This window comes from Klebsiella sp. 2-CIP_Kleb., from assembly GCF_050378715.1.
In the GTDB taxonomy this organism is placed as follows: Bacteria; Pseudomonadota; Gammaproteobacteria; order Enterobacterales; family Enterobacteriaceae; genus Klebsiella; species Klebsiella quasipneumoniae.
Genome location: NZ_JBNRLG010000005.1, coordinates 294105 through 313677, shown reverse-complemented (window position 1 = coordinate 313677; position 19573 = coordinate 294105). Strand labels below are relative to the sequence as shown.

The following is a 19573-nucleotide window of genomic DNA, read 5'->3' as shown; positions in this document are numbered from 1 at the left end:
AGGCAAGGCAAGCGATATGCCTGTCGCTGCGGGTCGAGGGCTGAATTAATAACCAGATAGTTATTATGGAGTTAAAGAGCCGTTAACTTTTTTACAGGCATAAAAAAACCCCTTAATACTTTCGTCTTAAGGGGTCTGGTCTTAGGGCTTAAATCAGTTACTGCCGAACATATCCTTGATCCAGCCCGCGACGCCGTCGCTCTTCTCCTGCTGCTTCGGCGGCTGTTGCTGCGGTTGCTGTTGCTGCTGAGGCTGCTGCTGCCCGGACTGATTGAACGGGTTGTTCGCTTCCTGCTGCTGCAACTGCTGCTGCTGCATCATCTCGCCCTGGCGGCACAGCGCATCCGGCTGCGTCGTCCACACCGGCAGCGAACGCATCCCGCCGCTGCAGACGAAGTTGCCGTTGCTGTCCACGCCCATGTCGACCACATCTTCCGGCGGCGTCAGCACCAGCGGCGTTGGCGTCTGGTTCGCCAGATAACGCTGATAAATCGACATCGCACCGCTGGCACCGTACAGTTTGGTTGGCTGGTTATTGTCGCGCCCCACCCAGGTGATGGTCACCTGGCTACCGTCGATCCCGGCAAACCAGGTATCGACGTTATTGTTGGTGGTCCCGGTTTTCCCCGCCAGATGGAGGCCCGGATACTTCGCCCCCAGCTGACGCCCCGTCCCGCGCTGCACTACCTGCTGCATGGTCCACAGCGTCATATAGGCCGCCTGGGCAGGCACCGCGCGCTCCGCCTGCGGGTAGCTCTGATACAGCACCGTGCCATCTTCCGCAATCACTGACCGCAGGGCGGAGAGTGGTGCACGGTTGCCGCCGCTGGCGATGGTCTGGAAGGCCTGGGCCACTTCAATCGGCGTCAGGTTCAGCGCGCCAAGCAGCATCGCCGGCACGGCGTTGAGCTGATTCTTCGGCGCCCCCAGTTTGGTCCAGGTATCGACCACCGCCGGCAAGCCCAGCGCCATCCCGAGGTTAACCGTCGGCACGTTCATCGAACGAGTCAGGGCATCTACCAGCATCACCTGGCCGCTGAAGCGACGATCGTCGTTCTGCGGCGACCAGGTCTGGCCATTGGACAGGCGAATGGTCACTGGCGCATCGGCGATCCACGTATTCAGGCGATACTGATTCGGCTGGCTCAGCGCGGTCAGATAGGTCGCCGGCTTGGCCAGAGAACCAATCGACCGGCGGGCCTGCATCGCGCGGTTGTAGCCCGCGAACTGCGGCTCCGCGCCGCCGACCATCGCCCGCACTTCACCGGTAAAGCGGTCCACCACCACCATGGCGGTTTCCAGATCTGCCAGCTTGCGCTGTTTCTTCAGTACCGGGATCCCTTCAGTAGCCGCTTTTTCCGCGGCATCCTGCGCCACCGAGTCGAAGGTAGTGAAGATCTTCACGCCGGAGAGATCTTTTACTTTATCGCCCAGCTTCGCCTGCAGCTCCTGACGCACCATCTGCATGAACGCCGGCTGTGGTGAAATCACCCCGCCGCGCGGCTGCACGCCCAGCGGACGCGCGCTCAGCATGTCGTACAGCTCCTGGTCGATGACCTGCTGCTGCTGCAGCAGACGCAGCACCAGATTGCGTCGCTCAAGGGCCAGCTTCGGGTTGCGCCACGGGTTATACACCGAGGCCCCTTTCACCATCCCCACCAGCAGCGCCTGCTGGTCGAGGCTCAGCTCTTCCACCGGACGGCCAAAGTAGTACAGGCTGGCCAGCGGGAAGCCGCGAATTTCGTTATCGCCGCTCTGACCGAGGTACACCTCGTTCATGTACAGCTCAAGGATGCGATCCTTGCTGTAGCGGGCGTCGACGATCAGCGCCATGTACGCTTCGTTGGCTTTACGCCAGTAGGAGCGCTCGCTGGAGAGGAACAGGTTTTTCACCAACTGCTGGGTCAGGGTACTTGCCCCTTGCACCGTCCGGCCTGCCGTCAGGTTCGCCAGCACCGCACGGCCGATGGAATAGAGGCTGATGCCATCGTGCTCGTAGAAGTGGCGGTCTTCGGTCGCCAACAGTGTATCCACCAGCAGGTCAGGGAAGCCGCTGCGCTTCACGAACAGACGCTGCTCGCCGTTCGGCGACTGCAGCATGGTAATAAGCCGCGGATCGAGGCGGAAGAAACCGAACTGGCGGTTGTTATCCATATTCTCGATGGTTTCCAGATGGTCGCCGTCGAAGGTCAGACGCGCGCGCACCTGCCCTTCTTTACTGTCCGGGAAATCGAACGGACGGCGGATCATCTCGATGCTGTTGGCCTGCACCGTATATTCGCCGGGACGCGTCATCGCGCTAACCTGACGATACTGGGTGGCGTTCAGCAGACGCACCATCTCGTTTTTGCTGATCTGCATGTCCGGCTCAAGGTTCACCATCCGTCCATAGACCGCAGCCGGCAGCTCCCAAACTTTACCGTCGATGCGGCTGCGGATTTTCTGGTCGAGGTAGACGCCATAGGCGGCAATCAGCACCGCGAAGACAATCCCCAGCTTGACCAGCAGCCACAGCCAGCTGCGCTTACGACGAGGCTTGCCACCTTTGCCTTTGGCTTTTCTCGGCACCGGTTTCTCATCCTCATAATCATCGTCATCATACTCGTCGTCGTAGTCCTCTTCCCGGACCCGGCGACGGGTGACTTTCTGTTTTGTCGGACGTGAGGGTCTTCCCTTACGTCCGATAGGCTCGCGGTCATCTCCCGCCATGCTTTTTCTCCGCAACGTTCAGGCGCAAAGGCCTGATTCTCAATACTTCCTCCGTTCAGAGGAAGAAGAAATCTCTCAAATTAACGTTCAGGCTGCTCATCCTCAGGACGACAACCTGCTGGCGGGCAGAACGCGCCGCCCACCTTTCAAAGGGTTGCTTTGCTTCGCTTCACATGATACTAACAATAGAAATTCACCATAAAATCAATGCGTTAAACGCATCACTGGCAGAATAAGTCAGAACATAGCACGTAATGTTCAGGGCATACAGGATAGCACTAAAATGCGACATTCTTAACCAGCATTTTACCTCGTGCTTACGTAACAAGATGGGAAAGAGTATGTTTTTTAATAACATAAAAAATGACGCTCGCCCTGATGCCAAATGCGGCGGCATCGCCTCAGACTGAAAATATATTTCCTGGACGACAGCATTTATTATTGAGAGAAGTAAAGGGGATGAATCGAGTTTCTGCCAATAAAAATGAGAGGCTGTTAACATTTATGTAGAATAATATTTTATGATGACACCAGGGAAATATTTGTTAAACTAGCGGCCAGTGATTCATTATTTTGATTACTCTACTATGCGCATTCCACTTATATTCCCGCTTTGCGTGGTGGCCTTACTCTCTGGCTGCCAACAGAAACCCGCCTCAACGCTCAGTCCGGCCATCAGTAGCCAGGCACAGCTCGAGCAGCTCTCGTCCGTGGCGGCAGGAACGCGCTATCTCAAGAATAAATGTAATCGTAGCGATCTGCCCGCCGATGAAACTATTTATCGGGCGGTGGTGAATGTCGGCAAAGCGCGCGGATGGGGAAATATTGACCCGGCAACGTTAAGTCAAAATAGCGACCGGCTTTACCAACAGCTTTTACAGGACAGCACCCCGGAAGCCACACAGTGCAGTCAATTTAATCGCCAGCTTGCTCCCTTTATTGCCAGCCTGCGCGGCGACTAAGCAAAATATCTTCAACGCGCATTGAATTGCGCTTGCTCCTTATTCGCCTTTCGGCTCCTCGTCAATTTTCCCGCCGGGCCAGTCCTCCAGCGCCGCGAGGGTAAAGGTCGTGCCATTGAAGCTAAAGATCGTCACATCCTGCTGGATCTGCTCCACCACCAGATTGGGCAGCGGGGAATCGCCCTCGGTCCACGCTTTGCCGTTTAACACAATGCTGCGCTTTTCCGCTAACGAGGCGTAGACATGGGCGCTGTAGCGCAGAGGCGGCAGCGTATCGCTGTCCACCACCGGCGCGGCGGGCGCGCTGGCTTTTGCCGCCGGCGGCGGCGTCTTTGGCGCGGCCTCTCCGGCAGCGGTTAACGGCAGAAGCGCCGCATGCGCCACCGGCAAGGGCAGCGTTTGCGGCGGTGCCGGGTGACGCCACTGTTCGCCGCCAAACCAGCCGAGCGCGATAAATAATCCGGCGTATAGCGGGATAATCCAGCCAGGGATCTGCACCATCCGGCCGCGGACCACCGGCGCGTCCGCCAGTGCGGTGGGCGGCTGATGCGCTACCAGCGGGGGGATCCCTCTTTCACTGTCATCACGAACAATCACAACGGTCTCCTGTTCCCTCATGATAACGAGAAGGCGCCCTTACGGGCGCCCCACGTCACCTTATTTACTGCTCACCGGCAGGCCGGCGCCCTGCGATTCGCCCTGCGGCAATTCGAGGACGGCAACCGACCAGGCCGGCAGCGTGACCGAGCCGTCAGCGGCAACCTGCACGCCGCTGGCCAGCGACCGGTCGCCCGCCGCCTGCTGAATAGCGCTCAGCTGGAGCGATGTGCCGGCGAAATCCTGCAGCGTCCGGCTTTCCGGGGCAGCGTTGATCGCCACCACGATGCCGTCGACGCGGCTGTCCAGGCTGGCGCCAGCCTGGATCCCGTCATCGATGGTCATCACCAGCAGACCAGTCTGCTGATCGGCGCCGGTATTGCGGAAGTCCACGCGCTGCATCACCGTCGCGCCGTCGCCGAGGGTAAACAGCGGCGACGATTTACGCAGCGCGGTCAGCTCCTGATAAAACGCGGTCATCTGCTTGAGCTCGGCTTCGCCCGGGGTGGCCACCCAGTCCTTCACGCGGGCGATGATGTCATAGTTGCTGCCATCATCGCTGCTGCGCGGCATACCGACGTTGTAGTTGTTGTCCTGCAGGGAGTAGTCCACGCGGTTAAACCAGTCGCCGGAATCATACGAGTCGCGGGTAAAGGATTTAGAGCGCAGCAGCTCTGAGCCCTGCTGGTCAAAGGCGATCCCCTGGCCGAGCATCACCGTCGCCAGCGACACCGCCTGCATCCGGATGCGGGTATCGAGATCTGCCTCCTGAGCGGCTTTATAGCTGATCATGTCCCACAGCGTCTGGTTATCGTGTTTTGACACATAGTTCACGACTTCCGTCGGATCAGCCGCGTAGCCGCCTGGCGCGCCGTTATAGTCAATCTCGCTGCCTCTCTTCACCGCGCCGTCTTTGTCGATCAGCACGAAGTCCGCAAGGTTACCGGCCATGCCGAGACGGGTCAGATCGGCGAGGTGACGCGCCTGATCGTCGGTCAGGGTGGTCAGCTCATTCGGCAGAACGCCGGCCCCGCTGCCCACGCCCTGGTTCTGGCGCAATGCATCACCGGAGTCGAACGGCCCGCCGCCGCGCACGGCGTCGCGCAGACGATCGGAAAACGTGCCGATCCCGGTGCCTTTGAGATTGATTTGCGAGGCAATTTCAAAGCGATCGCTCTGGTTGGAATCCCAGCCTTCGCCAAAGAAGTAGATATCCGGGTTCAGCGCTTTAATGCGTTCCCAGGCCGAGAGGATCTGCGCTTTCGGGTGGTAGCCCATCAGGTCGAAGCGGAAGCCATCGATCTTATAATCGGTGGTCCATACCGCCAGTGAATCGGCGATAAGCTTGGCGAACATCCGGTGCTCTGGCGCCGAGTCGGAGCAACAGGTAGCCGATTCCACGCTGCCGGTGGTTTCGTTCAGACGCTGATAGTACCAGGGGACGATCTTATCCAGTACCGAAGTGCGGTCGGTCGGGCCGGCGGCGTTGGTGTGGTTGTACACCACGTCCATAATGACGTTCATTCCCTGATCCTGCTTGATCGCCTGAATCATGGTGCGGAACTCTTTAATGCGCGCCGTGCCTTCCGGATCGGTGGCGTAGGATCCTTCCGGTACCGTGTAGTGGAACGGATCGTAGCCCCAGTTATAGGAGTCGGTCTGCGCCACCAGCGTATTCAACGCCTGCACCTGCGGGTTATCCTTGCTGTCGTTCTGCTTCAGCTGAGTCAGCACCTCTTCAACCGTCGAACCGCTGTCGCAATAGCCCGCGAACTCGCTGCTTTTCACCGCGCTGTTGACCTCGCACAGGCGACTGAACGGCTGCTGAATATCGGCGACTTTGTCGCTGAACTCATTGACCGTCGCCAGATCGAAGACCGGCAGCAGCTCAATATGGGTCACGCCTGAGGCCGACAGCTGTTTCAGATGCTGGACCATATTGCTCTCCTGGGCGGTGAGCGCCAGATACTTACCGCGCAGCTCCGCAGGAACGGTTTGATCCCAGGCGGAGAGATCGCGAATATGCGATTCGTGGATCGTCATTTTCGCCAGGTCGGCTTTGGTTTTCTGCGCGTGCGGCATCGTCAGCCCGTCCCAGCCTTCCGGCTTCAGCGCGCTGTCGTTCAGATCGACCACCTGGCTGTACTCCGAGTTGGTCGACAAACTGTGGGCGTAGGGATCGGTCACTTCGTACTGCTCGACTTTACGCGACTGCGGGTGGTAGACCGTCATCGCGTAGCGGTAGAACGCGCCTTTCAGGTCGCTCCCGCCCTGCCAGGACCAGGCGCCGGAGGCGCTGTCGCGGGTCATCGGGTGACTGGCTATCACTTTCTTGTCCGCGCTATAGATCACCAGCTCGACCTGCTGCGCCGTGGGCGCCCAGACGCGGAAGGTCACGCCGCTATCGGTTAGCTGGGCGCCATAGCTCAGCGCCTCGGCGGCGGCGGCATAGGTATCGTCCAGTACGCCGGCGGTCTGCACCTGGGTGGCGGAGCTCAGGATCCCGTCGCTTTCGGCGGATATCGCCACCGTCTCGCCCTGCAGCAATTCATCGACGTTGACGTCATCCGGCAGCTTAAAGGCAGGATAGCTAGCGAGATGCGGGAAGCGCATGCTCACCTGCTGGCTGACGGTGGTGGGGGTCAGCTTGACATATTTATCGGTAAATTCGCCGTTACTGTCGGCAGCCACCTTACTGCTGTGGCTGTAATAGAGGCGCACAATGGGTTTATTTTCCCCGCCCGGCCACAGCAGAGTGGTCTTATCGACCCAGTGCGCATCGGCCAGCGCCACGCCAAAGGCGGCGCGGAAGGCGTCGGCGCGGGAGTCATAGACCGCGCTGTTGCCGGCGATGACCGATACCGTCCGATCGGTGAAATCGCTGAAAGAGACGCGCAGGTCGCTGTCGATAAGCTTATTGGTGCCATCGCGGACGATAACGTTGATACATCCGCTCTCTTTGGTCAACGGGATCACCCAGTAAGGGCCATATTTGTCGCTGCCGGTCGGCGTGGTGCTGACATCATTCCAGTCCGCCACCGGCGCGCTCAGCGCATCGCAGGTTTCGTTATTCCACAGATAGAGGTTTTTGCTGGCATAGTCCGCCGGCGTGCTGCTGGTGATGCCGGCGATATCGACGAGATGAATGACAGCCTGGTTGGCAGAGGCCTGTACCGCTTCGCCAGGGACGGCAACGTCCGGTAAACGGACGACGACATCCTGCGGGTCGGGCGTGCCGGGATTACCTGGGTCGCCAGGTGAGCCAGAGGAAGAGGAGGAAGAGCTGTTATCACAGCCACTCAATAATACTAACGATCCAATAAATAGGGCATGACAGGTATATCTGAGCATTCGATAGTCCCTAATATGCTTATTAAATTATAAAAGGTAAGAAAGGATGAATATCTTTACAGCGCGCTAATTAGATATTTTTGCTTTCCCAGGCGCAATCATCCCCCACAAATGAGAGGGGGGCGTAGGAAGCCGGGGGAGTAAATGAATAAAGGGAATGACGACCGCAAACCGCAAACTGATTATGATTCGCCACGCTTATCGCCACTCTCCGGCAATAATTCATTCAAAAGCCAATAATCACCTACCTGTTTCGGTAGGGTATTACGCCAGCGTGCAGAAAAATAAATTAGCAAAGGAATTAAAATGCCAGTTTCTGTGATGCGGTTAACAAATATAAATAAAGGGATAATTAAATTATTACCCCAAATTGTGACGCTCATCATATTAATAACCGCCATTCCGCAGCTGGCGAAATTAACCTGGCGGGTGGTATTCCCTGTGAGTCCTGAGGATATTTCCGCCCTACCGTTAACCATGCCTCCGGCGGCAGATCCGGAATTAAAAAACGTGCGGCCCGCATTTACCCTGTTTGGCCTGGCGGCTAAAAACCCCCCCGCGCCAGCGGCGGCCACCAGCCTCAATCAGGTGCCGGTTTCCAGCTTGAAGCTACGTCTGGCCGGGCTGCTCGCCAGCAGCAACCCGGCGCGATCCATCGCGATTATTGAAAAGGAAAATCAGCAGGTTAGCCTTAGCGTCGGCGATACCACCCCGGGGTACGATGCGCAGATCGCTGCCATCCTGCCAGACCGGATCATCGTCAACTATCAGGGGCGCCAGGAGGCCATTTTATTATTTAACGATACCCGCGCGCCGTCGTCATCGCCCGCCGCCGCGCCCCGTCCGCCCCTGATGAAGCGACTCCGCGAGCAGCCGCAAAATATCCTCACGTATTTAACGATTTCGCCGGTACTCAGCGGCGACAAACTGCAGGGCTATCGACTTAATCCTGGCAAAGACCCCTCGCTGTTTCGCCAGGCCGGCCTACAGGCAAATGATTTGGCGATTGCCTTAAATGGCATCGATTTACGCGATCAGGAACAAGCGCAACAGGCGCTGCAGAATTTGGCCGACATGACCGAAATAACGCTAACCGTTGAGCGGGAAGGCCAACGACACGATATTGCTTTCGCCCTGGGGGATGAATAATTGCCAACCATGAAACGCCTGCGAAAAATGCTGCCTGCGCTGCTGATATTAACCCCGCTGCTATTTTCCCCGGCCGCCGCGGAGGAATTTTCCGCCAGTTTTAAAGGCACCGATATCCAGGAATTTATCAATACCGTCAGCAAAAACCTGAATAAAACGGTGATTATCGATCCCAGCGTACGCGGTACTATCACCGTGCGCAGTTACGATATGCTCAATGAAGAGCAATATTATCAATTCTTCCTCAGCGTGCTGGATGTATACGGCTTCGCCGTGATTAATATGAATAACGGCGTGCTGAAGGTGGTCCGCGCTAAAGACGCCAAGACCTCGGCCGTTCCGGTCGCCAGCGAGGCCGCGCCGGGCGAAGGCGATGAGGTCGTCACCCGGGTGGTGCCCCTGACCAACGTCGCCGCCCGCGATCTCGCGCCGCTGCTCCGCCAGCTGAACGATAACGCTGGCGCCGGCAGCGTGGTCCATTATGAACCCTCCAACGTCCTGCTGATGACCGGCCGCGCGGCGGTGATCAAACGCCTGCTGACTATTGTCGAACGCGTCGACAACGCCGGGGATCGCAGCGTGGTGACCGTGCCTCTCTCCTGGGCCTCCGCCGCGGAGGTGGTCAAACTGGTTACCGAACTCAATAAAGACACCAGCAAATCGGCGCTGCCGGGATCGATGGTGGCGAACGTGGTGGCCGATGAGCGTACCAACTCGGTGCTGGTGAGCGGCGAGCCAAACTCGCGCCAGCGCATTATCGCCATGATCAAACAGCTCGACCGCCAGCAGGCGGTGCAGGGCAACACCAAAGTGATCTACCTGAAGTACGCCAAAGCCGCCGATCTGGTGGAGGTCCTGACCGGGATCAGCAGCTCGTTGCAGAACGATAAGCAAAGCGCCAAACCGGTGGCCGCGATCGATAAAAATATCATTATCAAAGCCCACGGCCAGACCAACGCCCTGATCGTCACCGCCGCGCCGGACGTGATGAACGATCTGGAGCGAGTGATCGCCCAGCTGGATATCCGCCGCCCGCAGGTGCTGGTGGAGGCGATTATCGCCGAAGTGCAGGATGCCGACGGCCTCAATCTCGGTATCCAGTGGGCCAATAAAAACGCCGGCATGACCCAGTTCACCAACAGCGGTTTGCCGATATCCAGCGTCATCGCCGGCGCCAACCAGTACAACAAAGACGGCACCATCAGCAGCTCGCTGGCCAGCGCCCTCGGCTCGTTTAACGGTATCGCCGCCGGTTTCTATCAGGGGAACTGGGCGATGCTGCTGACCGCCCTCTCCAGCAGTACCAAGAACGATATTCTGGCCACCCCCAGCATCGTCACTCTCGACAATATGCAAGCCACCTTCAACGTCGGCCAGGAAGTCCCGGTGTTAACCGGCTCGCAAACCACCTCCGGCGACAACATCTTTAATACCGTCGAGCGCAAAACCGTGGGCATTAAGCTGAAGGTGAAGCCACAGATTAACGAAGGCGATGCCGTGCTGCTGGAGATTGAGCAGGAAGTATCGAGCGTCGCCGATTCGGCCTCCAGCACCAGCAGCGATCTCGGAGCGACCTTTAATACCCGGACGGTGAATAACGCCGTGCTGGTCGGCAGCGGCGAAACGGTGGTGGTTGGCGGGCTGCTGGATAAAAGCGTCACCGATACCGCCGACAAAGTGCCGCTGCTCGGCGACATCCCGGTGATCGGCGCGCTGTTCCGCTCCGACAGCAAGAAAGTGTCGAAGCGCAACCTAATGCTGTTTATCCGCCCGACCATTATTCGCGACCGCGATGAGTACCGCCAGGCCTCTTCCGGCCAGTACACCGCCTTCAACGATGCGCAAACCAAACAGCGGGGCAAAGAGAGCAGCGAAGCATCGCTCAGCAACGATCTGTTGCACATCTACCCGCAGCAGGAGACCCAGGCCTTCCGCCAGGTCAGCGCCGCCATTGACGCTTTTAACCTCGGAGGCCGCCTATGACGCCAGCCGCCGAACGCCGTCCGCTGCTGCCCTTCGCCTGGGCCCGCGCGCACCATCTGGTGCTGCTCAGCGACGGCGAACGCTGCGAAGCGCTGTGCCGCGCGGACACCGCCGCCCGGGCGCTGCTGGAAGCGCGCCGCCTGGCGGACGGGCCGATGAGCGTCAGCCGTCTGGCGCCGGACGCGTTCGAGAAAGCGCTGGTGCTCAGCTATCAGCGCGACTCGGCGGAAGCGCACCGGATGATGGCCGACATCGGCAATGAGCTTGACCTCTATACCCTCGCCGAAGAGCTGCCGGATACCGACGATCTGCTCGACAGCGAGGACGATGCACCGATTATCCGTCTGATCAACGCCATGCTCACCGAGGCTATCAAAGAGAAAGCCTCCGATATCCATATCGAAACCTATGAGCGCCATCTGCAGATCCGCTTTCGCGTCGACGGCGTGCTGCGGGAAATTCTCCGCCCGCAGCGGCGGCTGGCCGCGCTGTTAATTTCGCGTATCAAGGTGATGGCGAGCCTGGACATTGCGGAAAAACGGGTTCCCCAGGATGGCCGCATGGCGCTGCGCATCGGCGGGCGGGCGATAGACGTGCGCGTCTCCACCCTGCCCTCCAGCCATGGGGAACGCGTGGTGCTGCGCCTGCTGGATAAAAACAGCGTCAACCTGGATCTGCTGACGCTGGGCATGCCCCCCGCCCTGCTCGACCAGGTCGACGCGCTGATCGCCCGGCCACACGGCATCATTCTGGTCACCGGGCCGACCGGATCCGGGAAAAGCACGACGCTCTACGCCGCCCTCAGCCGCCTCGACGCCCGGGAGCGCAACATCATGACCATTGAAGATCCGGTGGAGTATGAGCTGGAGGGCATCGGCCAGACTCAGGTCAACGCCAAAGTCGAGATGACCTTCGCCCGCGGCCTGCGCGCCATCCTGCGCCAGGATCCGGACGTGGTGCTGGTGGGCGAAATCCGCGATGGCGAAACCGCGCAGATCGCCGTTCAGGCCTCGCTCACCGGCCACCTGGTGCTGTCGACTCTTCACACCAACAGCGCGCTGGGCGCTATTTCCCGTCTGCAGGATATGGGCGTGGAGCCTTTTTTACTCTCCACGTCGCTGCTGGCGGTGATGTCGCAGCGGCTGGTGCGCCAACTGTGCCCGCACTGCCGTCAGCCCACGCAGGCGGATGCCGACACCGCCCGGCAGATGGCGGTCCCGACCGGCACGCCGCTGTGGCGGCCAAAAGGCTGCGCCCGGTGTAATTTCACCGGCTATCGCGGACGCACCGGCATTCACGAGCTGCTGCCGATCGACGACCGCGTCCGCGCCGCCATCCACCGCGGCGAAAATGAGATCACCCTGATCCAGCAGCTGGGGCCGGCCTGGCAGACCCTGCGCCATGCCGGGCGCGATAAAGCGCTGGCGGGGATCACCAGCTGGGAGGAGGTGATGCGGGTCACCGAACAGCAAACGGCGGACAGCGTCTGAGATGGCCCTGTTTCGCTATCAGGCGCTGGACGCGCAGGGCAAAACCCGCCGCGGCGTTCAACAAGCCGACTCCGCCCGCCACGCCCGCCAGCTGCTGCGGGACAAAGGCTGGCTGGCGCTGGAAGTGGCCGCCGCCGACCCGGCGAGCCGGCTGTGGCGCGGCGGGCTCCTTACCCGGCGCACCAGCGCCGGTGATTTAGCCCTGCTCACTCGCCAGCTGGCCACCCTGGTCGCCGCCGGCATTCCGCTGGAGAAAGCGCTCGATGCCGTCGCCCAGCAGTGCGAAAAGGCGCCGCTGAGAACGTTAATGGCCGGGGTGCGGAGCAAAGTGCTCGAAGGCCATTCGCTGGCGGAGGCGATGCGCGGCTATCCCGCCTGCTTCGACGGCCTGTTCTGCGCCATGGTGGCGGCTGGCGAAACCTCCGGCCATCTCGACGGCGTGCTGAATCGGCTGGCGGACTATACCGAGCAGCGCCAGCAGCTTCGCGCCCGCCTGCTGCAGGCGATGATCTACCCCATCGTGCTGACGCTGGTCGCCATCAGCGTGATCGCCATTCTGCTCTCCACCGTGGTGCCGAAAGTCGTCGAGCAGTTTGTCCATCTTAAACAGGCCCTGCCCTTCTCTACCCGGCTGCTGATGAGCCTGAGCGACATGATGCGCAGCGCGGGCCCCTGGCTGGTGCTGCTGTCGTTACTGGCGCTGCTGGGGCTGCGCTATCTGCTGCGCCAGCCTGCCCGGCGGCTCGCCTGGGACCGGGCGCTGCTGCGCCTGCCGGTCATCGGCCGCGTGACGCGCAGCGTCAACAGCGCGCGCTACGCCCGCACCTTAAGCATTCTCAACGCCAGCGCGGTGCCGCTGCTGCTGTCGATGCGCATCAGCGCGGGCGTTCTCAGCAATGCCTGGGCGTGCAGCCAGCTGGAGACCGCCAGCGAGTCGGTGCGCGAAGGCGTCAGCCTGCATCGCGCGCTGGAGGCCACGGCGCTGTTTCCGCCGATGATGCGCTACATGATCGCCAGCGGCGAACAGAGCGGTGAGCTGACCGCCATGCTGGAGCGCGCGGCGGAGAACCAGGACCGGGAACTGAGCGCGCAGATCCAGATGTCCCTCAGCCTGTTTGAACCCCTGCTGGTGGTCACCATGGCCGGCATGGTGCTGTTTATCGTGCTGGCCATCCTGCAGCCGATCCTGCAACTGAATACCCTTATGAGTATGTGACTGTATTAATGGAGAAAACTATGCAACGGCAACGCGGCTTCACGTTACTGGAAATTATGGTGGTGATCGTCATTCTCGGCATCCTCGCCAGCCTGGTGGTACCTAACCTGATGGGCAACAAGGAGAAAGCGGACCGCCAGAAGGTGGTCAGCGATCTGGTGGCGCTCGAGGGGGCGCTGGACATGTATAAGCTGGACAACAGCCGCTACCCGAATACCGAACAGGGTCTGCAGGCGCTGGTGACCGCCCCGGCCGTCGAGCCGCATGCCCGCAACTACCCGGAAGGCGGCTATATCCGCCGCCTGCCGCAGGACCCATGGGGAAATGAGTATCAGCTGTTAAGCCCCGGTCAGCATGGTGCCATCGACGTCTTCAGCGTCGGCCCGGACGGGATGCCCGACACCAATGACGACATCGGCAACTGGACCCTCGGGAAGAAATAGTGTCTCAGCGCGGTTTCACCCTCCTGGAAATGATGCTGGTCCTGCTGCTGATCGGCGTCAGCGCCAGCATGGTGCTGCTGGCGTTTCCCTCCGCCCGCACCCAGGAGGCCACGCAGATCCTGGCGCGCTTTCAGGCGCAGCTGGATTTTGTCCGCGAGCGCGGGCAGCAAACCGGCCAGCTCTTCGGGATCGTTATCCACCCTGACCGCTGGCAGTTTATGCGCCTGCAGCCTGCCGACGAAGGCGCCCCGGCGGCGGCTGACGACCGCTGGGGCAACGCGCAGTGGCTGCCGCTGCAGGCCGGGCGCGCCACCACGGCGGAAACCCTCCCGCGGGCCAGGCTGACGCTGCGCTTTCCCAACGGCCAGGCGTGGACGCCGGGCGAGCAGCCCGACGTGATCATCTTTCCCGGCGGCGAAGTCACCCCGTTTCAGCTGCGGATTGACGCCGCGACGGGCATCAACATCGACGCCCAGGGCGACAGTCAGCCGCTGGCGGCGCGGGAGCAGCCATGAAACGCGAGAGCGGAATGACGCTTATCGAAGTGATGGTCGCGCTGGTGATTTTCGCCCTCGCCGGCCTGGCGGTGATGCAATCCACCCTGCAGCAGACGCGGCAGCTCGGGCGTATGGAAGAGAAAGTCCTCGCCAGCTGGCTGGCGGATAATCAGCTGGTGCAGCTGCGGCTGGAGAAACGCTGGCCTGCCCTCAGCTGGTCTGAAACCACCGTGGAGGCCGCCGGGACGCGCTGGTTCGTCCGCTGGCAGGGGGTGGAAACCGCGCTGCCGCAGCTGCGGGCGCTGGACGTGGAGGTCCGGCGGCAAAAAAGCGATCCCGCGCCGCTGGCGACTCTGCGCACCTGGGTGACGCCGCCATGATAACGAAAATGCGCGGTTTCACCCTGATTGAAACGCTGCTGGCGCTGGCTATCCTCGCCGTCCTCAGCGCCGCCGCCGTGATGGTGCTGCAGAACGTCATCCGCGCCGATGGCCTCACCCGCGAGAAGAGCCAGCAGATCGCCGCCCTCCAGCGCGCTTTTCGCCAGATAGCCGACGATGTCACGCACATCATTCCCCGTCGCGCCAGAAACAGCGACACGCTTTTCTTTGCCGGACGTTTTCAGTTGCAGAGCGATGACTGGGGGCTGGCCTTCAGCCGCAGCGGCTGGCCGAATCCGCTGGGGATCCTCCCGCGCTCGGAGATCCAGAACGTCAGCTACCGCCTGCGCCAGCAGCAGCTTGAACGGCTGAGCTTCGATCAGCAGGATCCGCTGACCGGCAGCCAGCCGACGGTCCGGGTGCTGCTGCGCGAGGTGACGGCGTTTCGCCTGCGGTTTTATGCCGACGGGCGCTGGCAGGAGACCTGGGACCGCCCTCAGACGCTGCCGCAGGGGCTAGAGATCACCCTGACCCTGGCGAACAGCGGGGAGATAACCCGCCTGTTTTTACTTACCCCGGGGGGCGGCCAGTGAAAAATCGGCAACGCGGCGTCGCGCTCCTGATGGTGCTGTTCATCCTCGCCCTGATGATGATCCTCGCCAGCGCCATGACCGAACGCACCTCGGTCATGTATCAACACACCGCCGTGACCCTCGATAATCTGCAGGCCAGATGGTACGCCCTGGCGGCGGAAAACATGGCCGCCGCGCTGCTGCAACGCGACGCGCTGGACTCGCCCAGTCAAACGAACCTGGCGCAAACCTGGGCGCAGGAGGGACGCCGCTTTACCCTCGACGATGGCGAAATCCTCGCCACGATCCGCGACGGGCACGCCTGCTTTAACCTCAATGCCATCAACCATCGCGCGGATGAGACCAGCGGCGAAACGCCCTACCCGACCGACGTCTTCGTCCGGCTGCTGGCGCTGCTCGGTGAATCACCGCTGCGCGCCAGCCAGATCGCCGCCGCCCTCGGCGACTGGACGGACAGCGACGGCCAGCCACGACTGAACGGGGCGGAGGACGAGGTTTATATGGCGCAAACCCCGGGCTATCTCGCCGCCAACCAGCCGATGCAGGACGTCAGCGAGCTGCGCCTGCTGGCCGGTATGGACGCCGCGCTCTATCAGCGCCTGCTCCCCTTCGTCTGCGTCCAGCCGGATGACGCGCTGCAGGTCAATGTAAACACCCTGCGGCCCTCCCAGGCCGCCCTGCTGGTGGCCCTCTTTCCCGGCGATCTGACGCTGCAGGAGGCGCAACAGCTGTTGCACAACCGCCCGCGAACCGGATGGAGCAGCGTCGCCGCGTTTCTCGCGCAGCCTACGCTGCAGAAAACCGATACCACGCTCGCCCGCCCCTGGCTGACGGTGCGCAGCACACGCTTTATCGCCGCCTTCACCGTGGTGACCGGCAACCTTCGCTTTCAGCTGCAAAGCGTCCTGCAACAGGAGGGGCGCGCCTTTACCGTCGTCCAGCGGCGATACGGACTTTCTATGGTGGTTGATGAATAAGTTTAACGCTTCCCCCCAGGCCATGCTGATCGTGCGCTTCGCCCCCGGGCAGGCGCCGCTGCACTGGCAACTCTTCGCCCCCGGCGATCCGCATCACGAAGCCCGCGGCCGGTGGCCGGCTGACGACGCCAGCCCTTTCCCGGCGCTGGCGGCGCATTATCCAGCCTGGGTGCTGATCCCGGCCAGCGACTGCGCGTTTCACCCCCTCAGCCTGCCGGCGGGCCTGCGTAAACCGCCGCTGCAGGTGGCCCCGTTCCTGTTGGAAGAGCAGCTGGCCGACGATGTGGAAGCCACCCATTTTGCCCTGCTCCACCGCCAGCAGGCCCAGTGCGAGATCGTCGCCGTGCAGCGGCAAAAAATGCGCGACTGGCTGGCGCGCTGCGAGTCGCTCTCCCTACGCCCCCTGGCGTTGACGCCCGATGTGCTGGCCCTGCCCTGGCAACCGCCGGCGTGGAGCGCGGTGCAGGTGGACGAGCAGTGGCTGATCCGCCACCAGCCATGGAGCGGCATGGCGGCGGAAAGCTCCTGGCTGGCGGAGCTGCTGCAGGGCGAGGCGGAAGAGCACGTCATCGACAGCTATTCGCCGCCGCCCGCGGCGCCGGGAGCGTGGCGCGCGCAGCCTGCGCAGACGCTGCTCTCCCTCGCCGCAAATCATCCGGCGGCGCAGAAGCTCAGCCTGCTGCAGGGAGAGTTTGCCATCCGCCGTCGGCAGCCTGCGCAGGGGAGCTGGCGTCCGGCGCGGTATGCCGCGCTGGCCCTGGCGCTGCTGGCGGCGGTGAACAGCGTACTGGATCATCGCGATCTGGCGCGCCAGGCCGAGGCGGCCCAGCAGGCCAGCCGGGCCTACTATCATCGCTGGTTTCCTACGGAGAAAAAGGTGATTAACCCGCGACTGCAGATGCAGCAGCATCTGCAAACCCTCGCCCGTCAGGCGCAGCATGCCCCCCTCGTCGACCGCCTCAGCGCGTTGCAGAACATCATCAGCGAAACGCCGGGGATCCGCCTGCGGGCGCTGAGCTGGGATGCCGCGGCCAACCGTCTGCAGCTGGATATCGCCGCGGCCTCTTCCCGGGCGCTGGAGCAGTTCACCCAGCGGGCGCAGCCGCGGTTTCGCGTCCGGCCAGGCGACATGAGCACGAAACCGGATGGCATTGAAGGACAACTGACGCTGGAGGAAAACGATGGCTAATCTGTTTATCTGGTGGCGGCAGCGCACGCCGTCGGAGCAGCGCCTGCTGCTCGGACTCGCGGGACTGCTGGTGGTGTGCGCCCTCTGGTACGGGCTGTGGCAGCCCTGGCGAGCCCGCGAGGCGCAGTGGCGGCAAACCCTGGTGAAAGAACAGGCCAGCCTGCGCTGGATGACGCAGCAGGGTCCGCGCCTGCAGCAGCTCAGCCAGCAGCCCGCGCTGGCGGCAAAAGAGGCGCTCACCGCGCTGGTGATGCGCGAGGCGGCGAGCCACGGGCTGGAAGTCGTTCGTCTGCAGCCGCAGGGAAAACGTCTTCAGGTCACCCTTCAGCCCTGCGCCTTTCAGGCGCTGATGGACTGGCTGGACGCCCCGGCGATGCGCGGCGTCAACGCGGTCTCGCTATCCGTAACCGCACAGCCGTCGCGGCCGGGCTGGGTCACGGTCAACCATCTGCTGCTGGAGCGCGACGATGAAAGCTAACGGGTTCGCGGTTGGGCTACTGCTGGCGCTCTATCTGCTGTGGTTGACCGCCACCGCCCCGGCGCGCCTGTTAGTCCCGATGCTGCCGCCCGAGGTACAGGTGGCCAACCTCAGCGGCAGTATCTGGCGCGGCGCGGCGCAGTCAGTCTCCTGGCGCGGCGAACGACTTGAGCGGCTGACGTGGTCGCTTACCCCGGCTGGCTGGCAGATCGCGCTCAGCGATCCCCGCGGCGTGGAGGGTCAGGCCCGGCTGTGGGGGATCCGCGATCTGCGCCTGCAGGAGGGACGGCTCACCGCCCCCGCCAGCCTGCTCGGTCGCTGGCTAACGCCGACCATGCCCGTCAGCGCCGAAGGAGAGGTTACTTTCAGCCTGGCCGAAGCGCACTTCAGCGAGGGGCGCTGTCAGCAAATCACCGCCGGACGCGCGCAGTGGCGTCAGGCCAGGCTGCACTCTCCGGTCGGTAGCCTGGAGTTAGCCCAGGTCAGTGGCACCTTAAGCTGTACGGCGACCGGCGCCGTGGCGCTGGCCATCCGCCAGGATTCTCATCAGCTGAGCCTCAGCGGCCAGGGAACCCTGTCGCCCGATGGCCGCTATCTGTTTCACGGTACGCTACAGCCCCGGCAGGGGATACCGCCCCTGCTGGCGCTGCTGGTCACCCGCCCGATGGCCAAAAACGACCCGGGCCCGACGCCGTGGCAGCTGCAGGGAAAATGGTGATTAAAGGAGCAAAAATGACGACATTAGCCGCATTATCGCTGCATTTCCCTCTTATCTGGTATGGCTTTCTGCTGCTGTTCGGCCTGGCGCTGGGCAGCTTTTACAACGTGGTGATCTACCGTCTGCCGCGCATGCTGGCCCAGACCGCGGACGACGAGCCGCTAACCCTCAGCACGCCGGGCTCATCTTGTCCGCAGTGTCGCCAGCCGATAGCCTGGCGGGACAATATCCCGCTGGTCAGCTTCCTCTGGCTAGGCCGTCGCGCCCGCTGCTGTCAGGCGCGCATCTCGTGGAGCTATCCGCTGACCGAGCTGACCACCGGCCTGCTGTTTATCCTCGCCGGGGCGCTGCTCGCACCGGGACTGGCGCTGGCGGGCGGCCTGGTGCTGCTCTCCTTTCTGCTGATACTGGCGCGGATTGATGCCCGGACCCAGCTGCTGCCCGACCGCCTGACCCTGCCCCTGCTGTGGGCCGGACTGCTGTTCAATCTTAACGAGGTGTACATTGCGCTGCCGGACGCGGTCGCCGGGGCGATGGCTGGTTATCTGGCGCTGTGGTCGGTCTATTGGCTGTTCCGCCTGCTGACCGGCAAAGAGGCTCTGGGCTATGGCGATTTTAAGCTGCTGGCGGCGCTGGGCGCCTGGTGCGGCTGGCAGGCTCTGCCGCAGGTGCTGTTGGTCGCCTCGGCCAGCGGGCTGACGTGGACCCTGCTGCAGCGCCTGTGGACCCGGCAGTCGCTGCAGCAGCCGCTGGCCTTCGGCCCCTGGCTGGCGCTGGCGGGAGGGGGCGTTTTTCTCTGGCAGCAGATGGTCTAGCGTGAGTGGTTCGACTGGCCGGGCAG

The 19573-nt window shown here is 62.1% G+C and carries 18 protein-coding genes; 15 read left to right on the top strand and 3 right to left on the bottom strand.

Translation table 11 applies throughout. The features are described from left to right. Positions 1-153: 153 nt before the first annotated feature. Positions 154-2709 (bottom strand): bifunctional glycosyl transferase/transpeptidase, encoded by a 2556-nt coding sequence (mrcB, locus tag ACQUTP_RS18330; RefSeq protein WP_023319766.1) that lies wholly within the window; start codon positions 2707-2709, stop codon positions 154-156. A 587-nt stretch (positions 2710-3296) separates the two neighbouring features. On the opposite strand from mrcB, the gene gspS reads away from it, so the two are divergent. After that, positions 3297-3671, top strand: a complete 375-nt coding sequence (gspS, locus tag ACQUTP_RS18325; RefSeq protein WP_023319765.1) for a type II secretion system pilot lipoprotein GspS — start codon at positions 3297-3299, stop codon at positions 3669-3671. 39 nt (positions 3672-3710) lie between these two features. Here the strand turns inward: gspS and gspB are convergent, their stop codons facing one another. Beyond that, positions 3711-4268, bottom strand: a complete 558-nt coding sequence (gspB, locus tag ACQUTP_RS18320) for a type II secretion system assembly factor GspB (RefSeq protein WP_048323025.1) — start codon at positions 4266-4268, stop codon at positions 3711-3713. 60 nt (positions 4269-4328) lie between these two features. Continuing rightward, a complete protein-coding gene (pulA, locus tag ACQUTP_RS18315) occupies positions 4329-7619 on the bottom strand; it encodes a pullulanase-type alpha-1,6-glucosidase (RefSeq protein WP_428902421.1) in 3291 nt (1096 codons plus the stop codon). Positions 7620-7803: 184 nt separating this feature from the next. Here pulA and ACQUTP_RS18310 point away from each other — a divergent pair, with 184 nt between their 5' ends. Genes ACQUTP_RS18310 through ACQUTP_RS18245 form a run of 14 tightly spaced genes read left to right on the top strand, consistent with a single transcriptional unit; the run spans position 7804 to position 19547 of the window. After that, positions 7804-7941 (top strand): hypothetical protein, encoded by a 138-nt coding sequence (locus ACQUTP_RS18310; RefSeq protein ID WP_032426032.1) that lies wholly within the window; start codon positions 7804-7806, stop codon positions 7939-7941. Then, entirely contained in the window at positions 7926-8768 is an 843-nt protein-coding gene (gene gspC / locus ACQUTP_RS18305; protein ID WP_428902420.1) for a type II secretion system protein GspC, read from the top strand. The genes ACQUTP_RS18310 and gspC overlap by 16 nt, the downstream gene beginning before the upstream one ends. Positions 8769-8777: 9 nt before the next feature. After that, on the top strand, positions 8778-10751 hold the full coding sequence (pulD, locus tag ACQUTP_RS18300) for a GspD family T2SS secretin variant PulD (RefSeq protein WP_004204420.1): 1974 nt from the start codon (positions 8778-8780) through the stop codon (positions 10749-10751). Then, the gene (gene gspE / locus ACQUTP_RS18295) at positions 10748-12241 is read left to right on the top strand and encodes a type II secretion system ATPase GspE (protein ID WP_017901153.1); all 1494 of its coding nucleotides are present in this window, start codon (positions 10748-10750) and stop codon (positions 12239-12241) included. Before pulD ends, gspE begins: the two co-directional genes overlap by 4 nt. A 1-nt stretch (position 12242) precedes the next feature. Continuing rightward, on the top strand, positions 12243-13457 hold the full coding sequence (gene gspF / locus ACQUTP_RS18290; RefSeq protein ID WP_285755735.1) for a type II secretion system inner membrane protein GspF: 1215 nt from the start codon (positions 12243-12245) through the stop codon (positions 13455-13457). 20 nt (positions 13458-13477) lie between these two features. Further along, complete coding sequence (gspG, locus tag ACQUTP_RS18285; RefSeq protein WP_004204417.1) at positions 13478-13900, top strand: type II secretion system major pseudopilin GspG; 423 nt, start codon at positions 13478-13480, stop codon at positions 13898-13900. Then, on the top strand, positions 13900-14415 hold the full coding sequence (gene gspH, locus ACQUTP_RS18280) for a type II secretion system minor pseudopilin GspH (protein WP_004204416.1): 516 nt from the start codon (positions 13900-13902) through the stop codon (positions 14413-14415). The genes gspG and gspH overlap by 1 nt, the downstream gene beginning before the upstream one ends. After that, complete coding sequence (gene gspI, locus ACQUTP_RS18275; RefSeq protein ID WP_069734362.1) at positions 14412-14777, top strand: type II secretion system minor pseudopilin GspI; 366 nt, start codon at positions 14412-14414, stop codon at positions 14775-14777. The genes gspH and gspI overlap by 4 nt, the downstream gene beginning before the upstream one ends. After that, complete coding sequence (gspJ, locus tag ACQUTP_RS18270; RefSeq protein WP_048323018.1) at positions 14774-15370, top strand: type II secretion system minor pseudopilin GspJ; 597 nt, start codon at positions 14774-14776, stop codon at positions 15368-15370. The genes gspI and gspJ overlap by 4 nt, the downstream gene beginning before the upstream one ends. Continuing rightward, entirely contained in the window at positions 15367-16347 is a 981-nt protein-coding gene (gene gspK, locus ACQUTP_RS18265) for a type II secretion system minor pseudopilin GspK (protein WP_096833519.1), read from the top strand. The genes gspJ and gspK overlap by 4 nt, the downstream gene beginning before the upstream one ends. Next, positions 16340-17536 carry a type II secretion system protein GspL gene (gene gspL, locus ACQUTP_RS18260; RefSeq protein ID WP_062914383.1) on the top strand — a complete coding sequence of 399 codons (1197 nt, stop codon included), beginning with the start codon at positions 16340-16342 and terminating at the stop codon, positions 17534-17536. Before gspK ends, gspL begins: the two co-directional genes overlap by 8 nt. Then, positions 17529-18014 carry a type II secretion system protein M gene (locus ACQUTP_RS18255; RefSeq protein WP_096833520.1) on the top strand — a complete coding sequence of 162 codons (486 nt, stop codon included), beginning with the start codon at positions 17529-17531 and terminating at the stop codon, positions 18012-18014. The genes gspL and ACQUTP_RS18255 overlap by 8 nt, the downstream gene beginning before the upstream one ends. After that, positions 18004-18732, top strand: coding sequence for a type II secretion system protein N (locus tag ACQUTP_RS18250; RefSeq protein ID WP_065904239.1), 729 nt, complete (start codon positions 18004-18006; stop codon positions 18730-18732). Before ACQUTP_RS18255 ends, ACQUTP_RS18250 begins: the two co-directional genes overlap by 11 nt. Positions 18733-18746: 14 nt before the next feature. Then, positions 18747-19547, top strand: a complete 801-nt coding sequence (locus tag ACQUTP_RS18245; protein ID WP_096833521.1) for a prepilin peptidase — start codon at positions 18747-18749, stop codon at positions 19545-19547. The last annotated feature ends 26 nt before the right edge of the window (positions 19548-19573 follow it).